The 23,382-nt window shown below is 71.1% G+C and carries 17 protein-coding genes and 1 pseudogene; 1 reads left to right on the top strand and 17 read right to left on the bottom strand.

Annotated features, from left to right (window positions below; genetic code table 11):
• Nucleotide 1 precedes the first annotated feature (1 nt).
• From ACFJGV_RS14335 to fae, 16 genes and pseudogenes are all read right to left on the bottom strand, one after another.
• Nucleotides 2-1,138 (bottom strand): annotated as a pseudogene (locus tag ACFJGV_RS14335) (FAD-dependent oxidoreductase).
• Entirely contained in the window at nucleotides 1,135-2,559 is a 1,425-nt protein-coding gene (locus ACFJGV_RS14330) for an NtaA/DmoA family FMN-dependent monooxygenase (RefSeq protein WP_378144660.1), read from the bottom strand. The pseudogene ACFJGV_RS14335 and the gene ACFJGV_RS14330 overlap by 4 nt, the downstream one beginning before the upstream one ends.
• A gap of 181 nt (nucleotides 2,560-2,740) precedes the next feature.
• On the bottom strand, nucleotides 2,741-3,247 hold the full coding sequence (locus ACFJGV_RS14325) for a tetratricopeptide repeat protein (RefSeq protein WP_378144659.1): 507 nt from the start codon (nucleotides 3,245-3,247) through the stop codon (nucleotides 2,741-2,743).
• Between the two features lie 138 nt (nucleotides 3,248-3,385).
• Nucleotides 3,386-7,558 (bottom strand): metallophosphoesterase, encoded by a 4,173-nt coding sequence (locus ACFJGV_RS14320; protein ID WP_378144658.1) that lies wholly within the window; start codon nucleotides 7,556-7,558, stop codon nucleotides 3,386-3,388.
• Between the two features lie 59 nt (nucleotides 7,559-7,617).
• Nucleotides 7,618-9,810: a fibronectin type III domain-containing protein gene (locus ACFJGV_RS14315; RefSeq protein ID WP_378144657.1), complete on the bottom strand. Its 2,193-nt coding sequence runs from the start codon at nucleotides 9,808-9,810 to the stop codon at nucleotides 7,618-7,620.
• Nucleotides 9,811-10,068: 258 nt separating this feature from the next.
• Nucleotides 10,069-11,172: a mandelate racemase/muconate lactonizing enzyme family protein gene (locus ACFJGV_RS14310; protein WP_378144656.1), complete on the bottom strand. Its 1,104-nt coding sequence runs from the start codon at nucleotides 11,170-11,172 to the stop codon at nucleotides 10,069-10,071.
• A gap of 77 nt (nucleotides 11,173-11,249) precedes the next feature.
• Nucleotides 11,250-12,203: a glycine betaine ABC transporter substrate-binding protein gene (locus ACFJGV_RS14305; protein WP_378144655.1), complete on the bottom strand. Its 954-nt coding sequence runs from the start codon at nucleotides 12,201-12,203 to the stop codon at nucleotides 11,250-11,252.
• A gap of 62 nt (nucleotides 12,204-12,265) precedes the next feature.
• Nucleotides 12,266-13,003 carry an ABC transporter permease gene (locus tag ACFJGV_RS14300; RefSeq protein WP_378148738.1) on the bottom strand — a complete coding sequence of 246 codons (738 nt, stop codon included), beginning with the start codon at nucleotides 13,001-13,003 and terminating at the stop codon, nucleotides 12,266-12,268.
• Between the two features lie 50 nt (nucleotides 13,004-13,053).
• Entirely contained in the window at nucleotides 13,054-14,112 is a 1,059-nt protein-coding gene (locus tag ACFJGV_RS14295; RefSeq protein ID WP_378144654.1) for an ABC transporter ATP-binding protein, read from the bottom strand.
• Entirely contained in the window at nucleotides 14,105-14,746 is a 642-nt protein-coding gene (locus tag ACFJGV_RS14290) for an ABC transporter permease (protein WP_378148736.1), read from the bottom strand. Before ACFJGV_RS14290 ends, ACFJGV_RS14295 begins: the two co-directional genes overlap by 8 nt.
• Nucleotides 14,747-14,867: 121 nt before the next feature.
• Nucleotides 14,868-16,316 (bottom strand): FGGY-family carbohydrate kinase, encoded by a 1,449-nt coding sequence (locus ACFJGV_RS14285; RefSeq protein WP_378144653.1) that lies wholly within the window; start codon nucleotides 16,314-16,316, stop codon nucleotides 14,868-14,870.
• Nucleotides 16,313-17,809, bottom strand: a complete 1,497-nt coding sequence (locus ACFJGV_RS14280) for an FAD-binding oxidoreductase (RefSeq protein WP_378144652.1) — start codon at nucleotides 17,807-17,809, stop codon at nucleotides 16,313-16,315. The genes ACFJGV_RS14285 and ACFJGV_RS14280 overlap by 4 nt, the downstream gene beginning before the upstream one ends.
• A gap of 72 nt (nucleotides 17,810-17,881) precedes the next feature.
• On the bottom strand, nucleotides 17,882-18,658 hold the full coding sequence (locus ACFJGV_RS14275) for an SDR family oxidoreductase (protein ID WP_378144651.1): 777 nt from the start codon (nucleotides 18,656-18,658) through the stop codon (nucleotides 17,882-17,884).
• 2 nt (nucleotides 18,659-18,660) lie between these two features.
• Complete coding sequence (locus tag ACFJGV_RS14270; RefSeq protein WP_378144650.1) at nucleotides 18,661-20,169, bottom strand: NAD-dependent succinate-semialdehyde dehydrogenase; 1,509 nt, start codon at nucleotides 20,167-20,169, stop codon at nucleotides 18,661-18,663.
• Nucleotides 20,166-21,098 (bottom strand): NAD(P)-dependent oxidoreductase, encoded by a 933-nt coding sequence (locus tag ACFJGV_RS14265; RefSeq protein ID WP_378144649.1) that lies wholly within the window; start codon nucleotides 21,096-21,098, stop codon nucleotides 20,166-20,168. Before ACFJGV_RS14265 ends, ACFJGV_RS14270 begins: the two co-directional genes overlap by 4 nt.
• Nucleotides 21,095-21,613 (bottom strand): formaldehyde-activating enzyme, encoded by a 519-nt coding sequence (gene fae, locus ACFJGV_RS14260; protein ID WP_378144648.1) that lies wholly within the window; start codon nucleotides 21,611-21,613, stop codon nucleotides 21,095-21,097. Before fae ends, ACFJGV_RS14265 begins: the two co-directional genes overlap by 4 nt.
• A 126-nt stretch (nucleotides 21,614-21,739) precedes the next feature.
• Here fae and ACFJGV_RS14255 point away from each other — a divergent pair, with 126 nt between their 5' ends.
• Nucleotides 21,740-22,585, top strand: a complete 846-nt coding sequence (locus tag ACFJGV_RS14255; RefSeq protein WP_378144647.1) for an IclR family transcriptional regulator — start codon at nucleotides 21,740-21,742, stop codon at nucleotides 22,583-22,585.
• Here the strand turns inward: ACFJGV_RS14255 and ACFJGV_RS14250 are convergent.
• A complete protein-coding gene (locus ACFJGV_RS14250) occupies nucleotides 22,573-23,286 on the bottom strand; it encodes a phosphatase PAP2 family protein (protein ID WP_378144646.1) in 714 nt (237 codons plus the stop codon). The two genes, ACFJGV_RS14255 and ACFJGV_RS14250, sit on opposite strands and share 13 nt — an antisense overlap.
• Between the last annotated feature and the right edge of the window lie 96 nt (nucleotides 23,287-23,382).

The following is a 23,382-nucleotide window of genomic DNA, read 5'->3' as shown; positions in this document are numbered from 1 at the left end:
CTCAGGAGCGGAAGCGCGAGAGCGCGAACGCCTCCGGGGCCGGCGTGCGTCCCTCGACCAGGTCGGCGACGAGGCGGCCCACCGCGGGCGTGAACTTGAAGCCGTGACCGGAGAACCCGGCCGCGATCGTGAGGCGGCCCACCCGGTCGATGACGAAGTCCGAGTCCGGGGTCGTCGTGTACGTGCAGCTGACCTCGGTGAAGACCTCCGGATCAGCGCCCGGTATCCATTCGCGGACGTACCGCTGCAGGGCCGCCGTGAGCGCGGGCTCGGCCCGGAAGGTCCGCCGATCAGGGTCGGTCACCGGGCCCACGCCGTGCCAGCCGACCTTGATGCCCTCGCCGGGGGTGCGCATCCCGTAGATGGGCGAGGGCCAGTAGCCGAACCGGTCGTCGCCGGCGGTCGGGGCGTGGTTGAAGCCCGGCCAGTCGTCGCGGTCGTGGAGCGGGGCGAAGTGCGCCGGCTGCTCCTGCGTCACGACGAGCCTCGGGAGGGGCAGGAGGCCGCCCGCGAGCGTCTGCGTCCAAGCGCCGGCGGCCACCACGACGTGCGACGCGGTGAGGGTCTCGGGTTCACCGCGCTCTGCGCCTCCGCCGACGCGGACGATCACCCCGTCGGCGCCGGGCTCGATCGCCCGCACGCGCGTGCGGTACCGGATGTGCGCACCTCTCGCCTCGGCCGCGGACTGCAGCGCCGCGACAGCCCGATCAGCGTGGAGCCTGCCCGCCTGCGGCGTGAACAGCACGGTGCCCTCGAACCGCAGCCCGGGCCAGCGTCGCTCGGCGTCGGGGGCGTCGACGAGCTCGGCGTCGAACCCGGCGCCGTGGAGTGTGCGCGCGACGGCGTCCCACCCGGCCGTGCCGTGGTTCACGATGCCCACCTGCGTGAGCAGTGCCGAACCGGTCTCGGCCTCCAGCCGGCGCCAGAGGCCGAGCGCGTCGGCGAGGAGCGCCAGTTACGTCGGATGCGTGTAGCTGACGTTGAAGTTGCGGGAGGCGCCATGCGAGGCGCCCTGGACGTGCCCCGGCTCGAAGCGCTCGAGCAGCGTCACCCGATGCCCGCGTTCGGCGAGCTGCCACGCGGCCGCGGACCCCATCGCGCCTCCGCCGATCACGATGACGTCCGTGGCCTCGCTCATGCCCGTCTCCTCTCCTGCCCCTCGTCCGCCGTCCATCGTGGTGAGGGGACGCCGAGTCGCTCGCGCAACGTGCGGCGACGGCCGTCGGGCGAGAACAGCCCCCGCTCGATCAGTCGCGGCACGACCAGCCTGGTGAAGGCCTCGACCTGGTCGTGCACCTGGGCGCTCAGCACGCTGAAGCCGTCGGCCGCGCCCTCCCGGAACCACAGCTCGACGTGGTCCGCGATCTCGTCGGCCGACCCGACGATCAGCGGCGACGGCACCAGCTGCGCGGCGAGGAGGTGGCGGTAGGTGACGGGCCGGGCAGTGCCCGGGACGCGCCCCGACCGGGACCGGACGATCCGCAGCAGCCCCTCGCCCGTCGCGTTGAAGCGCCCGGCATCCGCCGGAGCGACCTCGTCGTCGAGACGGCGGTCGAGCAGGGGCACGCCCACCGCCTTCTTCACCGACGCCGCCGATCGCTGGGGCGGCAGCGTCACGCCGTCGGCGCGAGGGGCGTCATCGGCGGTCGGCAGCAGCTCGACCAGCCGGTCGTACACAGCCCATGCGTCGGCCGTGGTCTCTCCGATGATCGGGGAGAGCGAGGTCACCGCGGCGACCGCTCCGGGCTCGCGGCCGGCGGCCTCGGCCTCCGCCCTGAGCTCGGCCGCAGCCGACCGGGCCTCGTCGAGATCCGACACGGCCAGGAAGTGCAGGTCGGCGACCGCCCCCGCCAGCCGCCGCGAGCGATGCGAGGCGCCCAGGTGGGCGAGCGGGACGTGCCCCTGCACGGGCCGGGCGATCGGCGGTGGACCATCGACCGCGAAGTGCCGGCCGCGGTGCCGGACGATCGCCGTCCTGCTGCGGTCGAGGAGCATCCCGGTCGATGCATCGGCGACGAACGCGTCCTCGGCACGGGAGTCCCAGAGCTGCCGGAGCACCTCCACGTACTCGAGCGCGACCTCGTAGCGGTCGTCGGCGCCGGCGGCGTTGTGGATCGTCGTGCTCCCCGCCCCGTCGGAGCCGACGGCGAGGTTGAGACCGAACCGTCCCCCGCTGAGGATGTCGATCGACGCGGCCGCGCGCGCCACGGTGGCCGGATCCGACGAGTTCGTGTTCACCGTCGCGATGAGGGCGATCCGGCGGGTGATAGCGCTGAGGCTGCTGGCGGCGGTGAGCGGATCGATCCGGCTGAGGAGGTACGGATCGGTGAGCTCGAGCTCGGGGTTCACCGACAGCCAGTCGCCGAGGTACAGGAAATCGAGGTGGACACGCTCGGCCTCCCGCGCGATGCGGGCGAGCGCGCGACCGTCGTCGTACGGGTTTCGGTGCGCGCCGGCCATCCGCCAGCCCGCCGGATGCGCCCCGATCGTGCGGACGCTGAGGCCCACCAGCGGGCGGGCGTCGGCGGATCGTCCGAGCGCGCCCGAGCGTCCGCTCATGCTGCCTCCGGTCCCGACGCCTGTCGCCTACCCGGTCAGTCTCGCGTCGAGCGTCCCGCGCGCGGGCGGTCACCGTCCCGCTTCGTAACATTGGCTGCGATCCGCGGCCCGGACGTTCGCGGAGTCGCGTGAAGACGCCCTTCACCCGCCCCGGGAAGGGCGCCTTCTCGCTACTCGAGTGCTACGCGGTGCGTCCGTCGCGCTCACGCAGGTACGCGGCGTTGCCGCGCAGGGCGGGCTTGTAGCGCTCGAGCTCGGGGGCATCGACGAACTCGGCGACGACGTCGAGCAGCGCGCCGACCGCGGCATCGGCGTCGCCCGCGGCGTGCAGCGAGATCGCCTCGAACGCGGCGAGCGATGCGGACTCGGGGAACTCGCGGCGTGCCGAGGCGAAGAGCGCCAGGGACTCCTCGAACCGTCCGAGGTTGCGGAGGGTGCTGCCGTACTGCAGCAGACAACGGCGACGGATGTCTCCCGAGAGTCCGCTGTCGAGCGCCCTCCGGTACAGGCCCGCCGCCTCCTCCTCCTGCCCGCCGGTGTCGTAGGCGCCCGCCAGCTCGTAGAGCACTCGCGCGTCGGACGGGTGCTGCTCGAAGACCTCCCGCAGCGCGGCGATGGTCGGGGCCATGTCGTCGCGGTCACGCTCCGCGAGGAGCCGGTCGAGGTGATCGTAGACGTCCTGCACCACCCCAGTCTCTCAGCCGTCGACCCGCGGCCGCGGCCCCCGCCGAGACGCGAGAAGACGCCCCTTCCCGGTCCCGGGAGGGGGCGCCTTCTCGCCGCTCAGCGCCGTGGCCGCGCGGCGCTACCGCGCGGGCGGGGCGGGCTACCGCGCCGCGCGCTGGAGCGCGATCAGACCCGTGGGGAAGCGGTCGCGCGCCGAGACGTAGACCACGCCCTTCGCCGAGTCGACCGACACGCCGTAGACCTTGTTGCCGTAGGCGGTGCCGGGATAGCTCACGATCTCGGTGAGGTCCGCCGCCTTCAGCACGCGGATGCCGCTGGCCTCGAACGCGTCGGTCGAGTGTCCGACGTACAGACGCTGCGTGACCGGGTCGACCGCGAGGGAGCGGTAGTCCGGCTTCGCCACCGCGAGCGTCTGCAGCAGCGCGAACGACGTGCCGTCGTAGACGCGGATGCCGTCGGTGCCCGAGGCGTTGTCGTTCGAGACGTAGACGCGGTTCGTCGTCGCGTCGAAGGCGAGGCCGTGCGACGTCCACGTCCCGCTGCTCGACGTCTCGACGACCTGGATGCTCGCGCCGGTCTGCGCGTCCATCACCTGGAAGCCGGTGCCCCGGGTCGCGCCGAAGACGCGGCCCGTGGCGAGGTCGACATCCATGCCGCGCACGTTCGCGGTGAACGCGAACGGCCCGCGGACGACCCGGTCGGTGGCGAGGTCGAGCACGACCCAGGCGTTGCCGTACGCGACGTACAGCTCGTTCTTCACCGCATCGAGCGCGACGTCGCGCACACCCTCACCCTCGGCGCCGGTGATCGTGTGGGTGGCGACCACCGCATCCGTCGCCGGGTCGACCTCGAGCACACGCGCGGGCCGCTGCTCGTTGCCCACGAAGAGGTGTCCCGAGCGGGAGTCGACGACGGATCCGACGGGCTTCACGTCGAGGTCGGCGTTCTGCTGGGCCGACGGCACCGCGCTGAGCGGGGTGGGCGTGTAGCTGAGGCCGGTCGGGGTGGTGCCCGTGCCGGGGTCGGTCGGCGTGCCCGGGTCGGTCGGCCCCGGGGTCGGCTCGGGTGTCGGCTCCGGGTCGGTACCCGGGTCCTCGCCGCCCGGAGGCGTGCCGGCCCCGTTGCGCTGGTTGATGGTCACCGCGATCGCGGTGGCCTCGGACCCGGGCGGGTTGAGACGGAAGTCGCGGTTGGAGAGGAACACGCGCTGGCGCTCCTCGTCCACCGAGATGCCGTACGCGTCCTTGCCATAGCTCGGGCTCGCCAGGTCAGCCAGCTTCTCACCCGTGGCCAGGCGGTGCACCGAGAAGCCGCCGGTGCCCTCGGCCGTACCGGTGTAGCCGACGTAGACGAGACCGTGCGCCGAGTCGACGTCCAGCTCGCGAGCATTCGGGCGGGTCACCTGCTCCCAGACCTGGACGTAGCCGTTCTTCGAGTCGAACGCGGCGATGTTCACCGCGCCCTCCGCATCCCGGAAGTAGGCCGTCGTCACGATGCCGGTCGTGGGATCGGCCGCGACGTAGTACGCGTCCGCCGTGCCTCCGATCACCCCGAGCGAGGCACCCGTGCTCGCATCCAGCACCTCGACCCCTCGAGAGGGGACCGCCCCGTAGACCAGGCCGTTGACCGGATCGACGTCGATCGAGCGGTTCGACTCGATGAACGCATACGGGCCCCGCACCACCTGACCGAACGTGGCATCCGCGATCGACACCACCACCCAGTTGCGGTTCTGCTGACCGACATACAGCAGCTCGTTCGCATCGTCGATCCCGAGGTCGCGGATGTTCTCCGGCAGCGTCATCGACCGCGTCACCTGGTCGGTGTCAGGGTTCAGCTCGAAGATCGTCCGGCCGTTCTGATCGCCCAGGTACAACCGGTCCTTCGCCTCCGAGTAGGCCGACCCCGCCGGCAGCGACGCGTTCGACTTGTTCACGCTGGCGATGCCGCCCACCGTCGAGTACTCGAAGGTGTCGTCGAGGATGCGTTCGCTCACGGTCACGGCGACCGCGTCGAGCTCGGATCCGGGCGGGTTGAGACGGAAGTCGCGGTTGGAGAGGAACACGCGCTGGCGCTCCTCGTCCACCGAGATGCCGTACGCGTCCTTGCCGAAGCTCGGGTCGTCGAAGTCACCGAGCAGCTGACCGGTCTTCGCATCGTGCACCGAGAAGCCGCCGGAGCCGGCGGCCGTGCCGGTGTAGCCGACGTAGACGAGGCCGTGCGCCGAGTCGACGTCCAGCTCGCGAGCATTCGGGCGGGTCACCTGCTCCCAGACCTGGACGTAGCCGTTCTTCGAGTCGAACGCCGCCACGTTGACGGCGCCGTCGGCGTCGCGGAAGTAGGCGGTGTAGACGTAGCCCGTGATCGGGTCGGCGGCGACGTAGTAGGCGTCCGCCGTGCCTCCGATCACCCCGAGCGAGGCACCCGTGCTCGCATCCAGCACCTCGACCCCTCGAGAGGGGACCGCCCCGTAGACCAGGCCGTTGACCGGATCGACGTCGATCGAGCGGTTCGACTCGATGAACGCATACGGGCCCCGCACCACCTGACCGAACGTGGCATCCGCGATCGACACCACCACCCAGTTGCGGTTCTGCTGACCGACATACAGCAGCTCGTTCGCATCGTCGATGCCCAGGTCGCGGATGTTCTCCGGCAGCGAGATCGTGCGGGTGACCTCATCTGTGTCGGGGTTCAGCTCGAAGATGCTCCGGCCGTTCTGATCACCGAGGTAGAGCCGGTCCTTCGCCTCCGAGTAGGCCGACCCCGCCGGCAGCGACGCGTTCGACTTGTTCACGCTCGCGAGCTGGTCGACCACCCGGTAGTCGACCGACTGCACCGGGGTGCCGGGATCGCCCGGGTCGGTGGGGTCCGGGTTCGGGGTGCAGCCGAGGCACGGGGTGGGGTCATCGGTGCCGATCTCCTCCGGAGGAGCGTCGTCGGTGACCGCCTTGCCGAACTCGTTCTTCGTGATCGTGAGACCGTCGAAGTACTGCCCGTCGGCGGTCCGGGCCTCGTAGCGCAGGGTTCCGCCGGCGACGTCGACCAACTGGTAGAGCTCGGTGTCGCTCTCGAGCACGCGGAGGTGCGCACCGTTCTCGTTCCAGAGGCGCGGACCGGCGTTCGAGTACATCTTGCTGCCGACGACCGACACGGCGTACACCGGGCCGTCGTAGTTCAGCTCGGGGTTCCAGTCGGCCGGCAGGCCCTCCTCGGCGGCATCGGTGTTGCCGCGTCCGTAGTTGTGGTCGTGGCCCTGCAGCACCAGGTCGACGTCGTACTTCTCGAACAACGGCACCCAGGCCTGTCGGATGGAGAGGTTGTTGCGCCCCTCGTCGAGCGAGAACACCGGGTGATGGAAGTACACGACGGTCCACTGGTTCGGGTTGTCCTTCAGGACCCCCTCGAGCCACGCGGTCTGCACCGCGAGCGCCTTCGACTCCGTGATGTTGCTGTTCAGCGAGATGAACCGCACGCCCTGGTAGTCGTTGTAGTGCACCGTGCCGTCCAGGAGCGCCGCGGTCGCCGCATCAGACGGGCCGTTCTGCGGGTAGTCGAACTGCGCCTGCCACTGCTTCGACAGCTCTTCGCCCTCGTACTCGTGGTTGCCGGCCGCCGCGAGGAAGTTCTGCTCGCCGAACTGGTACCCGGCCGCCTCGAACACCTCGCCCCACTGGGTGTCGTCGTTGGCGTCGTCGATGAGGTCGCCCGCCTGGAGCACGATCTGCGCATCGGGGCGGTCGCGGAACGCGTTGCGGATGACACGCGACGCATCCGACTTGATGCCGTTCTGCACGTCGCCGAGGTAGATGAACGAGAAGGGGTCGTTCGACGCCGAGGCGGTGTCGAAGTGCTGCCACTCGCTCCACGTCGTGCCATCGCCCACGCGGTACTGGTACTGGGTGGCGGGCGTCAGACCCGTGAATCGCACCGTGTGGTACATCGTCGAGTAGCCGGCCTCGGTGTCGACCTGCTCGTTCTCGGAGGCGGCGACCGTGGTGATGTCGGTGCGGTACGCCTCCGCGACGGCGACACGGATCTCCGCCTTGGCCTGCGAGGGCGTGACCGCCGTCGACGTGCGCCAGGTCACCGACTGCGCGGTGGAGGCGTCGGCCGCGGGAGTGAGCACGATGCGATCGGGCACCCGGGTGGGCACGTACTGCTGCGAGGACGGCGTCGCCGCCTGGACGGTCGCGGCCGTGGCGGCCTCGGCCGACCCCGCGAAGGGGATGAGCATGGCGCAGGCCACGGCGGCCGTGGCCAGCCCGGCCAGCAGCCGGGGAGCGCGGCGAGGCCGCGGGGGGTTCGTCATCTCGTGACGGCCTTTCGGGTCGGTGCGTGAGGTGGATCGGGGTCGGGCGGATGCGGGCATCAGGCGTCCGACCCGTCCTGCTTGCGGCGCAGGGCGCGGAAGGCGAAGAGCAGCGATCCGGCGAGGAGGGCTCCACCGCTGATCGCCAGGGGCACACCCCACGACAGCGCGTTCGCGCCCGTGTTCGCGAGATCGCGCACACCCGTGCTGGCGGATCCCGCGGGCAGGACGGTGAGCGAGACGCTGACGACGGCCCCCGACTCGAGCCCGCGGACCTCGATCCGGTGCTCGCCGGGCACGGTGTCCGCCGGGATGCGGAGGGTCGCGAAGTAGCTCCCGTCGGCCTCCGCCCGGAAGTCGCCGAGGACGACGGGATCGGAGTGGAGCGTGACCTCGAGGTCCTCGTTCGGGGCGAAGCCGGCGCCCTTGATCTGGACCGTGGCTCCCGCGGCGACGCCGGTCGCCGAGAGCTCGGGCTGCGTCGGGGAGGCGGATGGCGCGGGCTCCGGCGAGGGCTGGCCGCCCGGGTTCGGGCTACCGGTCGGCTGCGGGGTCCCGGTCGGCTGCGGGGTCCCGGTCGGCTCGGGGGTGCCGGTGGGCTCAGGGCTGCCCGTCGGCTCAGGGGTCCCCGTCGGCTCAGGGGTCCCCGTCGGTTCGGGGGTGCCCGTCGGCTCGGGCGTGCCGGTCGGCTCCGGGGTGGGGGTCGGCGTCCCGGTCGGCTCGGGAGTCGGGGTGGGCTCAGGAGTCGGGGTCGGTTCGGGAGTCGCGGGGGCGGAGGGGACGACCGCCTGCGGCAGCGTCGGAGCGACGTAGTCGGCGCGGGCCGATCCGGGACCGGATGCCCTGGGCGTCATGTCGTCGACGACCAGCTTGTTCGCCCCGTCCGCATCCTTCGAGATGGTGAAGCCGTCGTACAGCTCGCCCGTCACGAGGTGGCTCTCGACGTGCATCTCGCCGTCGACCACGTCGACCGTCTGGTACATCTGAGCGTCGTGGTTCATGCTGCGGAGGTTCGCGGCGTTGGTGATCCAGTTGTTCGACTCCGCGGGATCCGGGATGTACGCCTTCGGACCGGCGACCGTCACCATGTAGACCGGGCCGGTCTGGGTGGTCTCCGGGTCTGCGCCGGCGGGGAGGCCCTGCTCGTTCGCGATGAGGTTGCCGCGGCCGTAGGCGTGGTCGTGGCCGGCGAGCACGAGGTCGGTGTCGTACTTCTCGAACAGCGGGAGCCAGGCATCCCGCTCGATCTTGTTGTCGCGTCCGGAGGTCACCGAGAACAGCGGCTGGTGCATGTACGCGACCGTCCAGCGGTTCGGGTTGGTCGCGAGCACGCCGTCGAGCCAGGCCGTCTCCGCGTCGAGCAGCTCGCCGGGGGCCGCGTTGGCGTTGAGCGAGACGAAGCGCACGCCCTGGTAGTCGACGAAGTAGGTGTTCTCGTCGAAGTAGCTCGACACCGCCGCGCTGCCCGACGGTCCGTTCTCGGGGTACTCGAACTGCGCGCCCCAGTACCTGGTGAGCTGAGGGCCCGGGTAGTACTCGTGGTTGCCGGGCGCGGCGAGCACGTTCAGGTAGCCGTTCTCGAAGCCGGCCGCCTCGTTCCATCCGCCCCACTCGGCGTCGGCGACGTCGGTGTCGATGAGGTCGCCGACGTGCACGACGGCCTGGGCGTACGGGCGTGCCTCGAACGCGGCCCGGAACGTGCGGGAGGCGTAGGCCTTGATGTCGTTCTGCGCGTCACCCTGGATGAGGAACGAGAAGTCCTCCTCGCCCTCCGCCGCCGTGCGGAACTCGAGCCATTCGCTCCACGTCTGGCCGTCGCCCACCCGGTAGAGGTAGCCGGTCGCGGGCGCGAGCCCCGTCATCGTCGCCGTGTGGTAGGCGATGTCGTAGCCGAGATCGGTCGAGAACTCGACGGTGGTGACGGCGGGGAACGACCCGCTCGGAGCTCCGATCGGCCCCGTCGTCAGCGGCGAGATCTGCACCTGCGAGCCCGCGACCCCGGTCGAGGTGCGCCACGACACGTTCTGGCTGACGGCCGGCGTCGCGGTCGGGGTGAGGATGATGCGGTCGGGGATCGTGGTGGCGACGTAGACCAGGGCCGGGTTCTCGGCGGGCGGATTGAGACCGCCCGCGGCGTACGCGACCCCGCCGGAGAGGAGGCCGGCGCCGAGGAGGGCGACCACCCCCGCTCCGATCAGGGTCGTCCTGGTCTTCGGGTTCTTCACGGCACGCGTGAACGCGGTCGATCTCATGCGGTGGGGATCCTTCGGGTGCGGGAACGTGGGCTGCACGCGGCAGCGCAGACACGCTATCGACGACCTGTGAGCACCCTGAGAGATGTCCGACGTTCTTCACGGCCCGTTCATCTGAGCACCGGGCGTCCTCCGATCCCTCACCTGTTCGTCACCCCCAGGCCGCGTTCCGACTCACGGTGGGCTTGCATGTCCCACCCCGGGCACTCCACCCACGGCCCCCGCAGCGGGCGCGGCGGGCGGGCGGGCGGCGCGGGCTCAGACCGCGAAGCGGTGCACCGCGGACCAGTCGATGGTCGCGCCCAGGCCCGGGCGGGGCGGGACCGGGAGGGTGCCGTCGGGGGCGATGCGGATGGGATCGAGGAAGAAGTCGCGGCGCTCCGGGGTCCAGCCGGGCGGGTCGAACGGGTACTCGAGGTAGGGGCCCGCGTCGACGCCCGCCGCGACGTGGAGGTTCGCCAGCAGGCCCAGCCCGTTGCTCCAGGTATGCGGTGTGAAGCGGCGGTGCCGCAGCTGCGCCGACTCCGCCACCTGCCGGGCCCGCAGCATCCCCACAGCGAGGACGACGTCGGGTTGGTAGATGTCGAAGGCGTCGGCTTCGACGAGCGCGATCAGCTCGGGCAGGCTCCTCACCATCTCCCCGCCCGCGACCTGGATCCCCGTCTGGGCGCGCACGCGCTGTGCGCCCACGACGTCGGTCTGCGGCAGCGGCTCCTCGAGCCACAGCACCCCGAGGTCGCGCAGCTCGGCGGCGATCCGATGCACGGTCGCGAGCGGGAGCGCGGGCTCGACGTCGCCCGCCATCCGCCACATCTGGTTGAGGTCGACCATGAGGTCGAACCCGTCGCCGACGGCCTCCCGGGCCGCGCGCACCGCCGCGATCCCCTCGGCCGGCCGGTCGCGGGCGATCCGGATCTTCACCGCCCGGAACCCCAGCTCGCGCGCGGCGAGCACCGACTCCACGCGGTCGCCCGGCGACTTCAGCTCGCCGCTGGAGGCGTAGACGGGCAGCCGATCCCGCGCTCCCCCGAACAGCACGCTGACCGGCAGGCCGGCGACCTGGCCGACGACGTCCCAGAGCGCCGCCTCGAGCGGCCAGTATCGGCCGCCGTGGAAGGTCGCCGACTCGAGGCGGCGCACCTGCTCCAGCATCCGCAGCGGATCGGTGCCGAGGAACAGATGCTCGTACTCCTCGAATCCCGACATCGTGTCGCCCGAGCCGTACCCGGTCACACCCTCGTCGGTGCGCACCTCGACGAGCGTCGCGGGGAACGACCTACGCGGATGCGGATCCCACGCGGCGAGGAACGGCGGGTCGAGCGGGAGGACCATCCGGTGCAGCCGGATCTCGGTGATCTTCATTCACACTCCTCGAGAGAGGGAGACGGGCACGGAAGGGATGCCCTCCGTGCCCGTCGTCGCCTGTCGGATGCCCGGCGTCAGTCGATCAGACCGTTCTCCTTGAGGAAGTCGGTCGCGATGTCCTCCGGGTCCTCCCCGTCGACGTCCGCCTTGGCGTTGAGCTGCTGCATCGTCTCGGTGGTGAGCAGATCGCTCAGGGGCTTCAGCACATCCGCGATCGCGGGGTACTCGTCGAGGGTCGACTGCTTCAGCGTGAAGGCGCCCTGGTACACGGGGAAGAACTTCTTGTCGTCCTGCATCACGGTGAGGTCGAGAGCCGAGATGCGGCCGTCGGTCTGGAACACCTCGCCGAAGTTGCAGTCGTCGCCCTTCTGGGTGGCCGTGTAGATCACGCCGGTGTCGAGCAGCGACACGTTCGAGTCGGGCACGGTGATGCCGTACGCCGCCTTGAGCCCGGGCCAGCCATCATCGCGGGTCGAGAACTCGCTCTCGATGCAGAAGGTCTGCTCGCTCTCGGGCAGCTTCGCGATGTCACTGAGCTTGGTCACGCCCAGCTCCTTCGCCTTGTCGGAGCGGATCGCGAACGCGTAGGTGTTGTTGAGCTCGGCCGGGTCGATCCAGGCGATGCCCTTCTCGGCATCCGCCTTCTTCACGGCGTCGAACTGCTCCTGCGCGTCGGGGATCGGGGTGGTGTTGCCGTTGTACGTGATCCACGACGTGCCGGTGTACTCCCAGTAGCCGAGGAACTCGTCGTTCTCGAGCGCCTGGCGTACGTTGGCGGATCCGACGAGCTGCGTGTTCGCCTTCGTGTCGGCGCCGTGGGCGTTGAGCAGCTGGCTGGTGAGGTGGGAGAGGATGTACTGCTCCGAGAAGTCCTTGGCTCCGATGTCGCCGGTGAGGCCGGACAGCTCGTCGCCCTGGCTGTCTCCGCCGCCGCCTCCTCCGCTGCCGGACGAGCCGGAGCAGCCGGTGAGGGCCAGCGCGCCGGCGGCGACGATGCCGGCCAGCGCGAGCACGGTGCGTGATCTCATGGTGGTTCTCCTTGGTGATGCGAGGGTGCAGTGAGGGTTGGGGATGCGGGTCGGGGGCGGGGTCAGATCCCGCGGGGGCGGAGGAGATCCTCGGCGACGGCGGCCAGCCAGTCGATGAGGAGCGCGATGCAGGCGACGAGGACGGCTCCGGTGACGAGCACGGGGAAGCGCTGCAGCTTGAGGCCGTTGACGATCATGTCGCCGAGGCCGCCGGCGTTGATGAAGGTGGCGATGGTCGCGACGCCCACGCAGAACACGAGGGAGGTGCGGAGGCCGGCGAGGATCACCGGGACGGCGAGCGGCAGCTCGATCCGCCACAGCACCTGCCCGCCGGTCATGCCCATCCCGCGCGCCGACTCGGTCACGTTGGCGTCGACCTGCTGCAGGCCGATCATCGTGTTCCGCAGCACGGGGAGGAAGGCGTAGATCACCAGGGCGACGAGCGCGGTGGTGTATCCGGTCTGCCAGACGATGGCGAGAAGGATCACGACGCCGACCGCGGGTGTGGCCTGACCGATGTTGGCGATGCCGAGGATGGTGCCGCGGAGCACCCGCGACCGGGTGCGGCTGAGCAGGATGCCGGCCGGGATCGCGAGTACGGCGACGAGCGCGGAGGCTGCGACCGTGAGGCTGAGGTGCTCGCTCACGCGCAGCGCGATGTAGTCCCAGTTGAGCGTGCGCTGCTCGATGCTGTCGAGCTGGAGGCTCGAGAGCCAGAGCAGCAGCAGGCCGAGCACGACCACGACGATGAGCGGCGTGATGAAGCGGTGCCACACGAAGAGGCGCCGGGTGCGGGAGATCGGGACGGGCCGTTCGGTCTCGGCGGCGATCTCGTCGGCGACGGTGACGGTCACGACAGCCGCCCTCCGGGATGCCCGGTCGTGGGCAGGCCACCGATCGGGACCTCGGAGCCGAGCGCCGCGGAGATCCGCTCCACGTCGAGCGACCCCACGGCCTTGCCCGCCTCGACCACGTCGAGGGCGGCGGCCCCGTGCAGCACGATGAGGTCGAGCGCGTCGCGGAGCGTCGCGTCGATCGGCACCGACCACGCCGATCCGGTGACCGGCCCGAGCTCGGCCTCGAACACCGGGATGAGGGCGAGCCGCTTGATCGCGGCGCCGGCTCCGATGAACGAGGAGACGTACTCGTTGGCGGGCTTCGCCAGGATCGCCGCCGGGGTGTCGAACTGCTCGATGCGACTGCGCTGGCTGAGCACGGCGATGCGGTCGCCGAGCTTGATCGCCTCGTCGAAGTCGTGCGTGACGAAGACGATGGTCTTGCCGATGCTCGCCTGCAGCCGCAGGAACTCGGCCTGCAGACGCTCGCGTGTGATCGGGTCGGTGGCGCCGAACGGCTCGTCCATGAGCATGATGGGCGGATCGGCGGCGAGCGCACGGGCGACCCCGACCCGCTGCTGCTGGCCGCCGGACAGCTGCTTCGGGAAGCGCGACGCGAACTCCCGCGGATCGAGCTGGACGGTCTCGAGGAGCTCGTCGACGCGAGCGGCCGTCTTCTGCTTCGACCAGCCGAGGAGCTTCGGGACGACACCGATGTTCTCGGCGATCGTCATGTGCGGGAAGAGCCCGATCTGCTGGATGACGTAGCCGATGTGCCGACGCAGGTCGTTCGGGTTGAGCGAGAGCACGTCGCGCCCGTTGATGAGGATCGACCCCGACGTCGGTTCGATGATCCGGTTGATCATCTTCATGGTCGTGGTCTTCCCGCATCCGGAGGGGCCGACGAACATGACGAGCTCGCCCGGTCGGATGTCCATGGTGAAGTCCTCGACGGCGGGGGCGCTCTGCCCCGGGTACACCTTCGAGACGTCGCGGAGGCTGAGCGAGGCGCCGCCCGCTCCCTCGGCGGTGGTCGAGATCGCGGTGACTGCGGTGGCGGTCGAATCAGGCACGGAGCCCCCTTGAGGTGCTGTAGCGGGTGATGAGGACGAACAGGCCGTCGACGAGGAGGGCCAGGATGACGACGCCGAGCGTGCCGGTGAGCGCGTAGTTGAGGGCGTTCTTCGACCCGAGGGACGACAGGCCCTGGAAGATGAACTGCCCGAGCCCGGGCCCGGCCACGTAGGCGGCGATCGCGGCGATGCCGATCGTGAGCTGCGCGGCCACCCGGACGCCGGTGAGGATCACCGGCCAGGCGATCGGGAGCTGGATGCGGAGCAGCACGGCCAGCGGGCTCATGCCGACGCCCTTCGCCGCCTCGACGATCGCCGGCGACACCCCGCGGAGCCCCACGACCGTGTTGCGCACGATCGGGAGCAGCGAGTAGAAGACGAGCGAGAAGACCGTCGGGGCCCAGCCGAGCCCGAAGGCCGGCGTGATGAGGGCCAGCAGCGCGAGCGACGGGATGGTCAGGGCGACTCCCGCCGCAGCGATCACGACCGAACGCGGGATGGGCTTGTTCCAGACCAGGAGGCCGATCAGCACGCCGATGAGGGAGGCGATCGCGATGGAGAGGGCGACCACCGCGAGGTGCTCCAGCACCAGCTGCAGGATGTCATCCCAGCGACGTGACCAGAACGTCAGCAGACCGTCCACATCGTCTCCTTCTCATCATCGAGGTGATTCTTACCGTAGGGCGTCACTTGTTCACTCCTCAATCGAAGTTGGCGAAATGACATCGCCTGCGCAGCGCGCCCTGCGGACCCGGTCAGCGGCCCTGCTCCGCGGTCCACGCCGACAGCGCGCGGACGCGCTCGCGGACACCGCGGTGCACGGCGCGCAGGCGGGCGGCGGCAGGCGCCTCGCCGCCGGGCTCGGCCGCGGGCAGCACCCCGACCATCCGGGCGACGGCGGCGTCCCACGAGGGATGCAGCCCCGCTCCGACCGCGGCGCAGACCGCCGCGCCGATGCCGGCCGCGTCGTCCACCCGGGACCGCCGCACGGGCAGTCCGAAGGCATCCGCGGCGAGCTGGAGCATGAGGTCGGAGTGCGCCCCTCCCCCGGTGACGAGGAGGGAGCTGAAGCTCCGGCCGAGCTCGGCCGCCATCGCCTCGGCGTGGTCGGCCATCGTGAACGCGATGCCCTCGAGGATGGCACGGTGGATGTGGGCACGACCCTGCGAACCGGAGAACCCCACGATCGCACCGCGGCGTGTGGGCTCGTCGGCCGTGGCGAGCCAGTCGAGCACGACGGTGACGCCGTCGCTGCCCATCGGCAAGGACGCCGCCGCCCGGGAGAGCTCGGCCTCCAGCGCGTAGAGGTCGTCCTGCGAGGCGACGACCGGCGAGGTGTCGGCTGCCGGCCCGGTCGGCGGGGATTCGGTGAGCAGTGAGCGGAACCAGCTCACCGTCCACATCCCGCGCCGGATGCCCTCGCTCTCGGCGAGGTACTGACCCGGACGAGATCCGAAGTTCGTCCAATAGGCGGTGCCGCTGTCCGGCCCGGGCGCGATCGTCATGGAGGAGATGTAGGTGCCGAGCGAGAGCAGCAGCTCGTCATCGTGGGCGAGCCCCGCACCGAGCGCCTCAACGGCCTTGTCATTCGCCGTGGCGTACACGGGCAGCCCCACGGGCAGGCCGGTGGCCTGCGCCGCGTCCGTCGTCACCGTGCCCAGAAGACCACCGGGCTCGACGAGCTCCGGCAGCATCCCCCTCGGCATGCCCGTCGTCTCGTAGGCGGCCGGATCGTCCGACCAGCGCCAGGTGCGCTGGTCGATCGGCCAGACGCCCTGGAAGTTCGCGGCGGCGTCGCGGAACTCGCCGGTGAGCCGGTGGGCGACGTAGCCGGACGAGGTCGACAGCCGCTCGACGCCGGGAGCGCCGTCGAACGGGCGGCCGACACGGTCGTCCATCCAGCTGAGCAGCGGCTCCGCCAGCGACCCGTCGGCGCGGAGCAACGCCCGGCAGAACCGGATCGTGCAGAGCCCGACCCCGACGATGCTCGCGTGGTCGCCGTCGAATCGCTCCAGCGCGACGCGCGTGGCCGCCGCGATGGAGTCCCAGACGTCATCACCCGGATGCACGACGTGCCCGGGCGCCGGCGTCTCGTACGGCCGCAGCCCCACCCGCGCCGACGCCTTGACTGCGCCGTGCTCGTCGACGACCAGCACCTTCGTCGACTGCGATCCGTTGTCGATCGCGACGACGTGGCGCGTCACGCCGACGTCCGCACCGCGATCGCGGGAGCACCGTCCTCGAGCGGGAAGATCGTGCCCGGGTTCATGATGCCGTTCGGGTCGAGGGCCGACTTCAGCCTCTCCAACAGCGGATACGCGGATCCGTGCTCCTCGAACGTCCAGTCGGTGCGGTACTTCCCGATCCCGTGGTGGTGCACCATCGAGCCCCCCAGCCGCAGCGCCTCCTCGACGATGATCGCGTTGAGGGGCTTGTGGTACTCGGTGATCTCGTCGCGCGGGTCGACCCTGATCCAGTAGTCGTAGACGAAGTAGAGGTTGGTCCCCGTCTGGTAGCTGTGCGAGGAGTGCGCGCCCAGCATCGTGAGGTCGTCGGCCCGTGGGAACTCGCGGTGCACGCGGTCCATGACCGCGTGGTACAGCTCGTCGACGCGTGACCAGTCGACCGACACCTCGGTGGTGTACCCGAGATGCGGCCGCTCGATCATGTCGGCGCGCTCCTTGTCGATGGCCTCCTGGCCCCAGTTGAGCCGGTGGAACCACTGCTCGATGAGCTCGTCGTCGACGCGCACATGGGGTCGCTCGGCGAAGGTCTCGAGGATGGCCTCGGCCGTCGCGTCCGCGATCCGCTTCGGCCCCTCCGCCACCAGCACGACGACGTTCTTGCCGTCCGAGAAGTGGGAGAAGTGCTGCCCGGCGTCCTCGGGCGAGTACACCCGGGCGACGCTCGGCCGGTATCCGGCGGTCACCAGCTCGCGCAGTGCGTCGACGCCGGTGGCGAAGTCGTCGACGAGGAACCCGAAGAAGCGGTAGTTCTCCGGCTGGAACCGGAACACCTTGATGGTGACCTCGGTGATCACGCAGAGGGCGCCCTCGTTGCCGATGACCAGGTGACGGATGTCGGGCCCTGCCGCTCGGCGCGGCACGTTCTTGATCCGGGTGACCGTGCCGTCGGCGAGCACCGCCTCGAGCCCGACGACCATGTCCTCGATGCCGCCGTAGAGGGTCGAGAACTGGCCGATCGAGCGGGTGGCGGTGAGTCCGCCGTACTGCGCGAGCGGCTTCGACTGCGGGGAGTGGCCGGTGGTCAGGCCCAGAGGCCGGAGCTCGTCCTCGAGCCTCTGCAGCGGCACACCGCATCCGACGGTCACCATCATGTTCTCGGCGTCGATCGAGACGATCGAGTCGATGCGCGAGCAGTCGAGCACGATGGAGTCGGCGACCACGGTCTCGAGGCCGCCCTCGGTCGCCGTGCGGCCGGTCCGTGGGACGACGGCGACGAGGTTCTCGTTCGCGAACCGGAGGACCTCGCTGACCTGCTGCGTCGACTCGGGGTAGGCGATCGCCGAGGGGAACGGGCCGTCGAAGATGCCGTGGGCGGCCGTGTACTTCTTGAAGCGGTCGACGCTCGCCTCACGGAGGGCGGCGTCGCTGGTGTCGACCGCGTCGGCGCCGAGGAGCCCGGTGAGGGCGGCGGCGATCTCGTCGCGGCTGAGCGGGGAACGGGAGGCGGGCATGGGGACTGTCCTATCGGGAGTGGGCGACCGGCGGGTGAACGGGGTGCGGAGGATGGACGGGGTGCGGCGCGGTCATCGCACGAGGTATCCGCCGTCGACGACGAGCGTGGTCCCGGTGACGTAGTCGGCCGCGCGCGAGGAGAGGAAGACGAGCGCGCCCATCAGATCGGCCGGGTCGCCCCAACGCCCCGACGGGATGTGCTCGAGGACGCGACGGTTGGTGTCGGGATCGGAGCGGGTGCGCTCTGTGATGGCGGTGGCGAAGTAGCCCGGCGCGAGGGCGTTCACCTGGATGCCGTGCTCGCCGAGCTCGTCGGCGTACGCCCGGGTGAATCCGGTGATCCCGGCCTTCGTGGCCGCGTAGGCGGGCGACATCCTGCCGCCGAGGAAGGAGAAGAGCGACGCGATGTTGACGATCTTCCCCGAGCGCTGCGGGATCATCACGCGCGCGGCGGCGTGGGCGAACTCGAAGGCGGCCGTGAGGTTCACCGCCACCATCGGGTCCCACTTGTCGCGCCCGAAGTCCTGCACCTCGGCCAGCAGCGAGATCCCCGCCGAGTTGACCAGGATGTCGAGACCGCCGAGGGTGTCGACGCACTGCGCGACCACCTCGTCGGCCCGGCCGAGCGTGGTGATGTCGGCCTCGACGAACGCGTAGCGTCGCCCGTGGCCGGCGACCAGCCGTTCGGTCTCGCCGTCGTCGGCGGCGAGACCGGGGACGAAGACGTCCGCCCCGGCCGCCGCCAGCGCGACGGTGAAGGCGCGCCCGAGCCCGGTGTTGCCGCCGGTGATGATCGCGCGCTTGCCCTCCAGCGAGAAGAAGGAGGTCGAGAACTCGGAGACGTCCATGCTCAGGCACCCTCTCGGTCGACGCTCGCGAACGGGTCCGCGATCCCGACGTAGGTGGTCTCGAGGTACTCGTGGATGCCCTCGGATCCGCCCTCGCGGCCGAGCCCCGACTGCTTGACGCCGCCGAACGGCGCCGCGGGGTTCGACACCACGCCGGCGTTGATGCCCAGCATGCCGGTCTCGAGCTCCTCCGCCAGGCGGAGACCCCGGTCGAGGCTGCGGGTGTAGGCGAAGCAGACGAGCCCGAACGGCGTCGCGTTGGCGAGCCGGACGGCCTCCTCCTCGGTCCGGAACGTCGTGATGGGGGCGACCGGGCCGAAGATCTCCTCGTCGAGGATGCGCGCATCCTGCGGCACGTCGACGAGCACGGTGGCCGGATAGAAGTAGCCCGGCCCGTCGGGGGCGGTCCCGCCGAGCGCGATCCGGGCGCCGTCCTCGACCGCGCCCGAGACCAGCGACGCCACCTTGTCGCGGGTGGCCGCATCGACGAGCGGACCGAGGGTCGACTGCGGCTCGGTGCCGCGCGCCGTGGTGAAGGCCGCCATCCGCTCCACGAAGCGGCGGGTGAACTCGTCGGCGACGTCCTCGTGCACCAGCAGCCGATTGGCGGCCACGCACGCCTCTCCGCCGTTCCGCATCTTCGCCAGCACGGCGCCGTCGACGGCGGCGTCGAGGTCCGCGTCCTCGAACACGAGGAACGGGGCGTTGCCGCCGAGCTCCATCGACACCCTGAGCACCTGATCGGCCGAGTCGGCGATCAGCCGGCGTCCCACCTCGGTCGACCCCGTGAACGAGAGCTTGCGCAGTCGCGTGTCCTTGATGAGGGGCCCGGTGACGGCGCCGGCCCTGGTGGTGGGGATGACGTTGAGCACGCCGGGCGGCAACCCCGCCTCCTCGAGGACCTGGGCCAGGAGGAGCGCCGTGAGCGGCGTGAGGGCCGCGGGCTTCAGCACCATCGTGCAGCCCGCCGCGATCGCCGGGGCGATCTTGCGGGTCGCCATGGCGAGCGGGAAGTTCCAGGGGGTGATGAACAGGCTGGGTCCGACGGGACGCTGCACCACCATGAGGCGGTTCCGGCCGTCCGGGGCGGTGGAGTAGCGGCCCGCGATGCGCGGCGCCTCCTCCGAGAACCAGCGGAGGAACTCCGCGCCGTAGGCGACCTCGCCCCTCGACTCGGCGAGCGGCTTGCCCATCTCGAGCGTCATCAGCAGTGCGAGCTCCTCCGCCCGCGCCGTGACCAGCTCGAACGCGCGGCGGAGGATCTCGGCCCGCTCGCGGGGAGCGGTCCGGCCCCACGCGCGCTGCGCCCGCGCGGCGGCGTCGAGCGCCGCCTTGCCGTCCTCGGGGCTCGCGTCGGCGACGCGGGCGAGCACCCGCTCGGTGGCGGGGTCGATCACGTCGAAGCGCGCCCCCGTCGAGGCGTCACGCCATTCGCCGTCGACGAGGAGCCCCGTGGGCACCCTCTCCAGGAGCGCGACCTCGGCGGCTCCGGCCGTCTTCTCGATCGTCATCGGACTCCCTCCTCGACAGGGTTCAGGCGGAGCGGGGTGCCGACGAGGTCCTCGTAGAGCTGGAAGGGCGCCATCTCCCCCGCCCGGTCACCGTAGCTCGCCTTGGCCCGGCGGAAGACCTGCTCGACGAGGCCCGACAGCTCGACCGGGACGTTCACAGCCCGGGCCAGGTCGACCGAGAGCCCGAGGTCCTTGCAGGCGAGAGCGAGAGCGAATCCCTCGTCATAGTCGCCATGCTCGAGGATCGAGAGCACGTCGTGCTCGACGAAGTTGCTGTTCGCCGGGCTCGCGACGAGGGCGTCGCGCAGCACGCCGAGATCCACTCCAGCCTTGACGCCGACGGCGAGCACCTCGGCGGTGGCGACCAGGTGCGAGAACCAGAGCTGGTTGATCATCAGCTTCACCGCGTATCCGGCACCGTGGCCGCCGACGTGGAGGATGCGCTCCGGGTCGCCCATCGCCTCGAACACCGGGCGGAGCCGGGCGACGTCGTCGGCATCGCCGCCCACGAAGATCTGCAGCATCCCGTTGGCCGCACCGACCGACATCCCGCTCACGGGTGCGTCGAGGATGTGGAGGCCGCGACCGTCGGTCGCCGTTCGGACGGCGTCGGCCACCTCGGGCACCGACGTCGACATGTCGATCCAGGTGCCGCCGTCGCGGATGCCCTCGAGGACGCCGTCCGGGCCGCTCACCGCATCCGCTACGTGGCGTGGAGTGGGCAGCATGGTGATGACGAGGTCGCTGGCCGCCGCCACCTGGGCGGCGGTGTCGGCCCAGATCGCGCCCCCGGCGACGAGCTCCGTCGCCGACTCGGGGCGCAGATCGGTGACGACGAGGGGGAAGCCGGCCCGCTGCAGGTTGCGGGTCATGCCGCCGCCCATGCTGCCGAGGCCGATGAATCCCACCGTGGGACGAGGGTCGCTCATGCGCGGTCTCCAGACTCGGGGGCGGTGTAGAAGGGGTTGGACGGGCGGTCCTTCGCGGCGAGCACGTCGTCGACGGCCGGGAGGCGCTCGACGCCGTTGCGGAGTGCCGTCGCGGTGGCGGCGCGGTTGTGGCGGTACACCGCATCGGCGTCATCGGCGCCCGGGTTCACCCAGACCGCGGCGATGATCACGTGGGTGTCGCACTCCTCGCGGGTGATCACGCCGGCGGCGACCGCATCCGCGACGCCCGCGGCCACGCCGGCCTGTGCAGGGCCCCAGATGTGGTTGCCGTGCTCGTCGCCTGCGGGCGCCGACTTCGTGACGAAGAGGGTGAGCGGCTTCACCGGCAGCGACGGTGCGAGCACCGCGACGAACGGCACGTGTCCGGCGCTGGGGCTGGCGAGCGCCGTGGCCCAGGCGGTCCCCGCCGGGCCGGAGCGAGGCCCGGCGACCGTGTTGATGTGGGCGGCGTTGACGCCGTCTCCCACGAAGCTCTCGCCGATGTTCATGTCCATGCCGAGGGCACCCTCTCTTCTCTCCATCGAGCTCGTCCGTGTTGCGTGTGGACGTATCGCACTCTAGGGATTGGAGGTGCCATCCGGCCACTTGAGGGTGCGCAAATGACAACGTAGGGTGGGGCGATGACCGAAACTGGCTCACCCCGCCGCAACTCGTCGGGGCTCACCCGCGACATCGAGATCCTCGAACTGCTCGGCGGCGCCGAGGCCGAGGTCTCGAACGGCATGGGCGTGGTGCGGATCGCGCAGCTCACCGGCCGCGACAAGTCCGTGGTCTCTCGCACGCTGGCGACCCTCGCCGACGCGGGTCTCCTCGACCGCGACGAGAACACGCTGAGCTACCGTCTCGGCCACCGCCTCTTCGCGCTCGCCGCCATGACCATGGAGAGCAGGATGATCGGCGAGTCCCGCTTCCGCCTGCGGCGCATCGCGCAGAACGCCCGCGAGACGGCGCACTTGTGCGTGCTCCGCGGCGGCAACGTCTTGACGATCGCGAGCGAGCTGAGTCCGCACGAGTTCCGCACGACCGGATGGGAGGGCATCACGACGGCGGCCTGGCGGACCCCGTCCGGTCGCGTGCTGCTCTCCGACTGGGACGACGAGGCCCTCGCGCAGTGGTACCAGGAGCACGGGCAGGACCAGCCGATCGTCGGCCCCATCCCACCCCGCGGCGCCGGCTTCTCGGTGCTCCAGTCGCCGCCCGGCGACAAGGCGGTGGTCACCGACCTCGAGAGCCTCCGCGCCGAGCTGGCGCGCATCCGCTCGACCGGCTACGCCCTGCTCGACGAGGAGCTCGAGCTCGGCGTCGTCGGCGCCTCAGCACCCGTGCGCGACTTCAGCGGCCGCATCGTCGCCGCCCTCAACGTCAGCGCCCCCAAGATGCGGATCGGCGACCGCCTGCCCTCCCTCGCGCGCTTCGTCGCGCAGAACGCGCAGGAGCTCTCCCGCGACCTCGGCTACCGCGACTGACCCCGCCCGCCGTGCGCCCGCCACCAGGGCAGCCGCGGGAACACGACGATCACGAGCAGCCGCGCCGCGGGGGCGACCGCGAGACCCCAGGCGATCGAGGCGAGCACGTCCGTCGGGTAGTGCACGGCATCGATGCTCAGCGACACCCCCACCACGAGGATGAGCGCCGTCCCGCCGACGAGCGCCGGGACGCGCCAGCGCGTCCGCCCGGCGAGGAACAGCAGCGCCACGACCAGCGCCGTCGCGTAGACGGTGTGGCCACTGGGGAAGGAGGGATCGACCTGCACGGGGTCGAACGGGTGCGGGAGGATCACCGGATCGGGCCGGGGTCGGCCGATGATCTCTTTCAGGATCCCGGAGGGGATCCAGGTGATCGCGATGATCAGGCCGAAGCCGAGGGCGACCCGCAGCTGCCTGGTGTACGCCCAGATGAGGGCCGCGATGACCGTCGTCTCGATGATGGCGGGGATGGGCGAGAACGCGGCGTAGACCGCGGATCCGATCGCCCCGATCGCACCGACGTGGGCCTCGTTCAACCAGGCCGAGAGACCGGCGTCGACCGGATGACCGCGCAGCACGAATCCGATCACCGTCACCAGCGCCACGACGCCGACCGCGATGACGAGGATCCGGCGCGGATGCGCGGAGGGCTGCAGGATCGCGTACTGCGCCGAGGCGCGGTGCCGGGGTTTCGTGGGCAAGGGGCATCCGTCCTCGTCGGGTCGCCGAGACCCGCCGAGCCGTTCGGGCGGGCTCCGCGGGCCCGGCGACGGGTCAGTCGAGGTGAAGCGTAGGCG

Origin of the sequence: Cnuibacter sp. UC19_7 (genome assembly GCF_042699995.1) — a bacterium.
In the GTDB taxonomy this organism is placed as follows: Bacteria; Actinomycetota; Actinomycetes; order Actinomycetales; family Microbacteriaceae; genus Cnuibacter.
The sequence above is the reverse complement of the archived record's forward strand: the minus strand, read 5'-3'. Positions and strand labels throughout refer to the sequence as shown.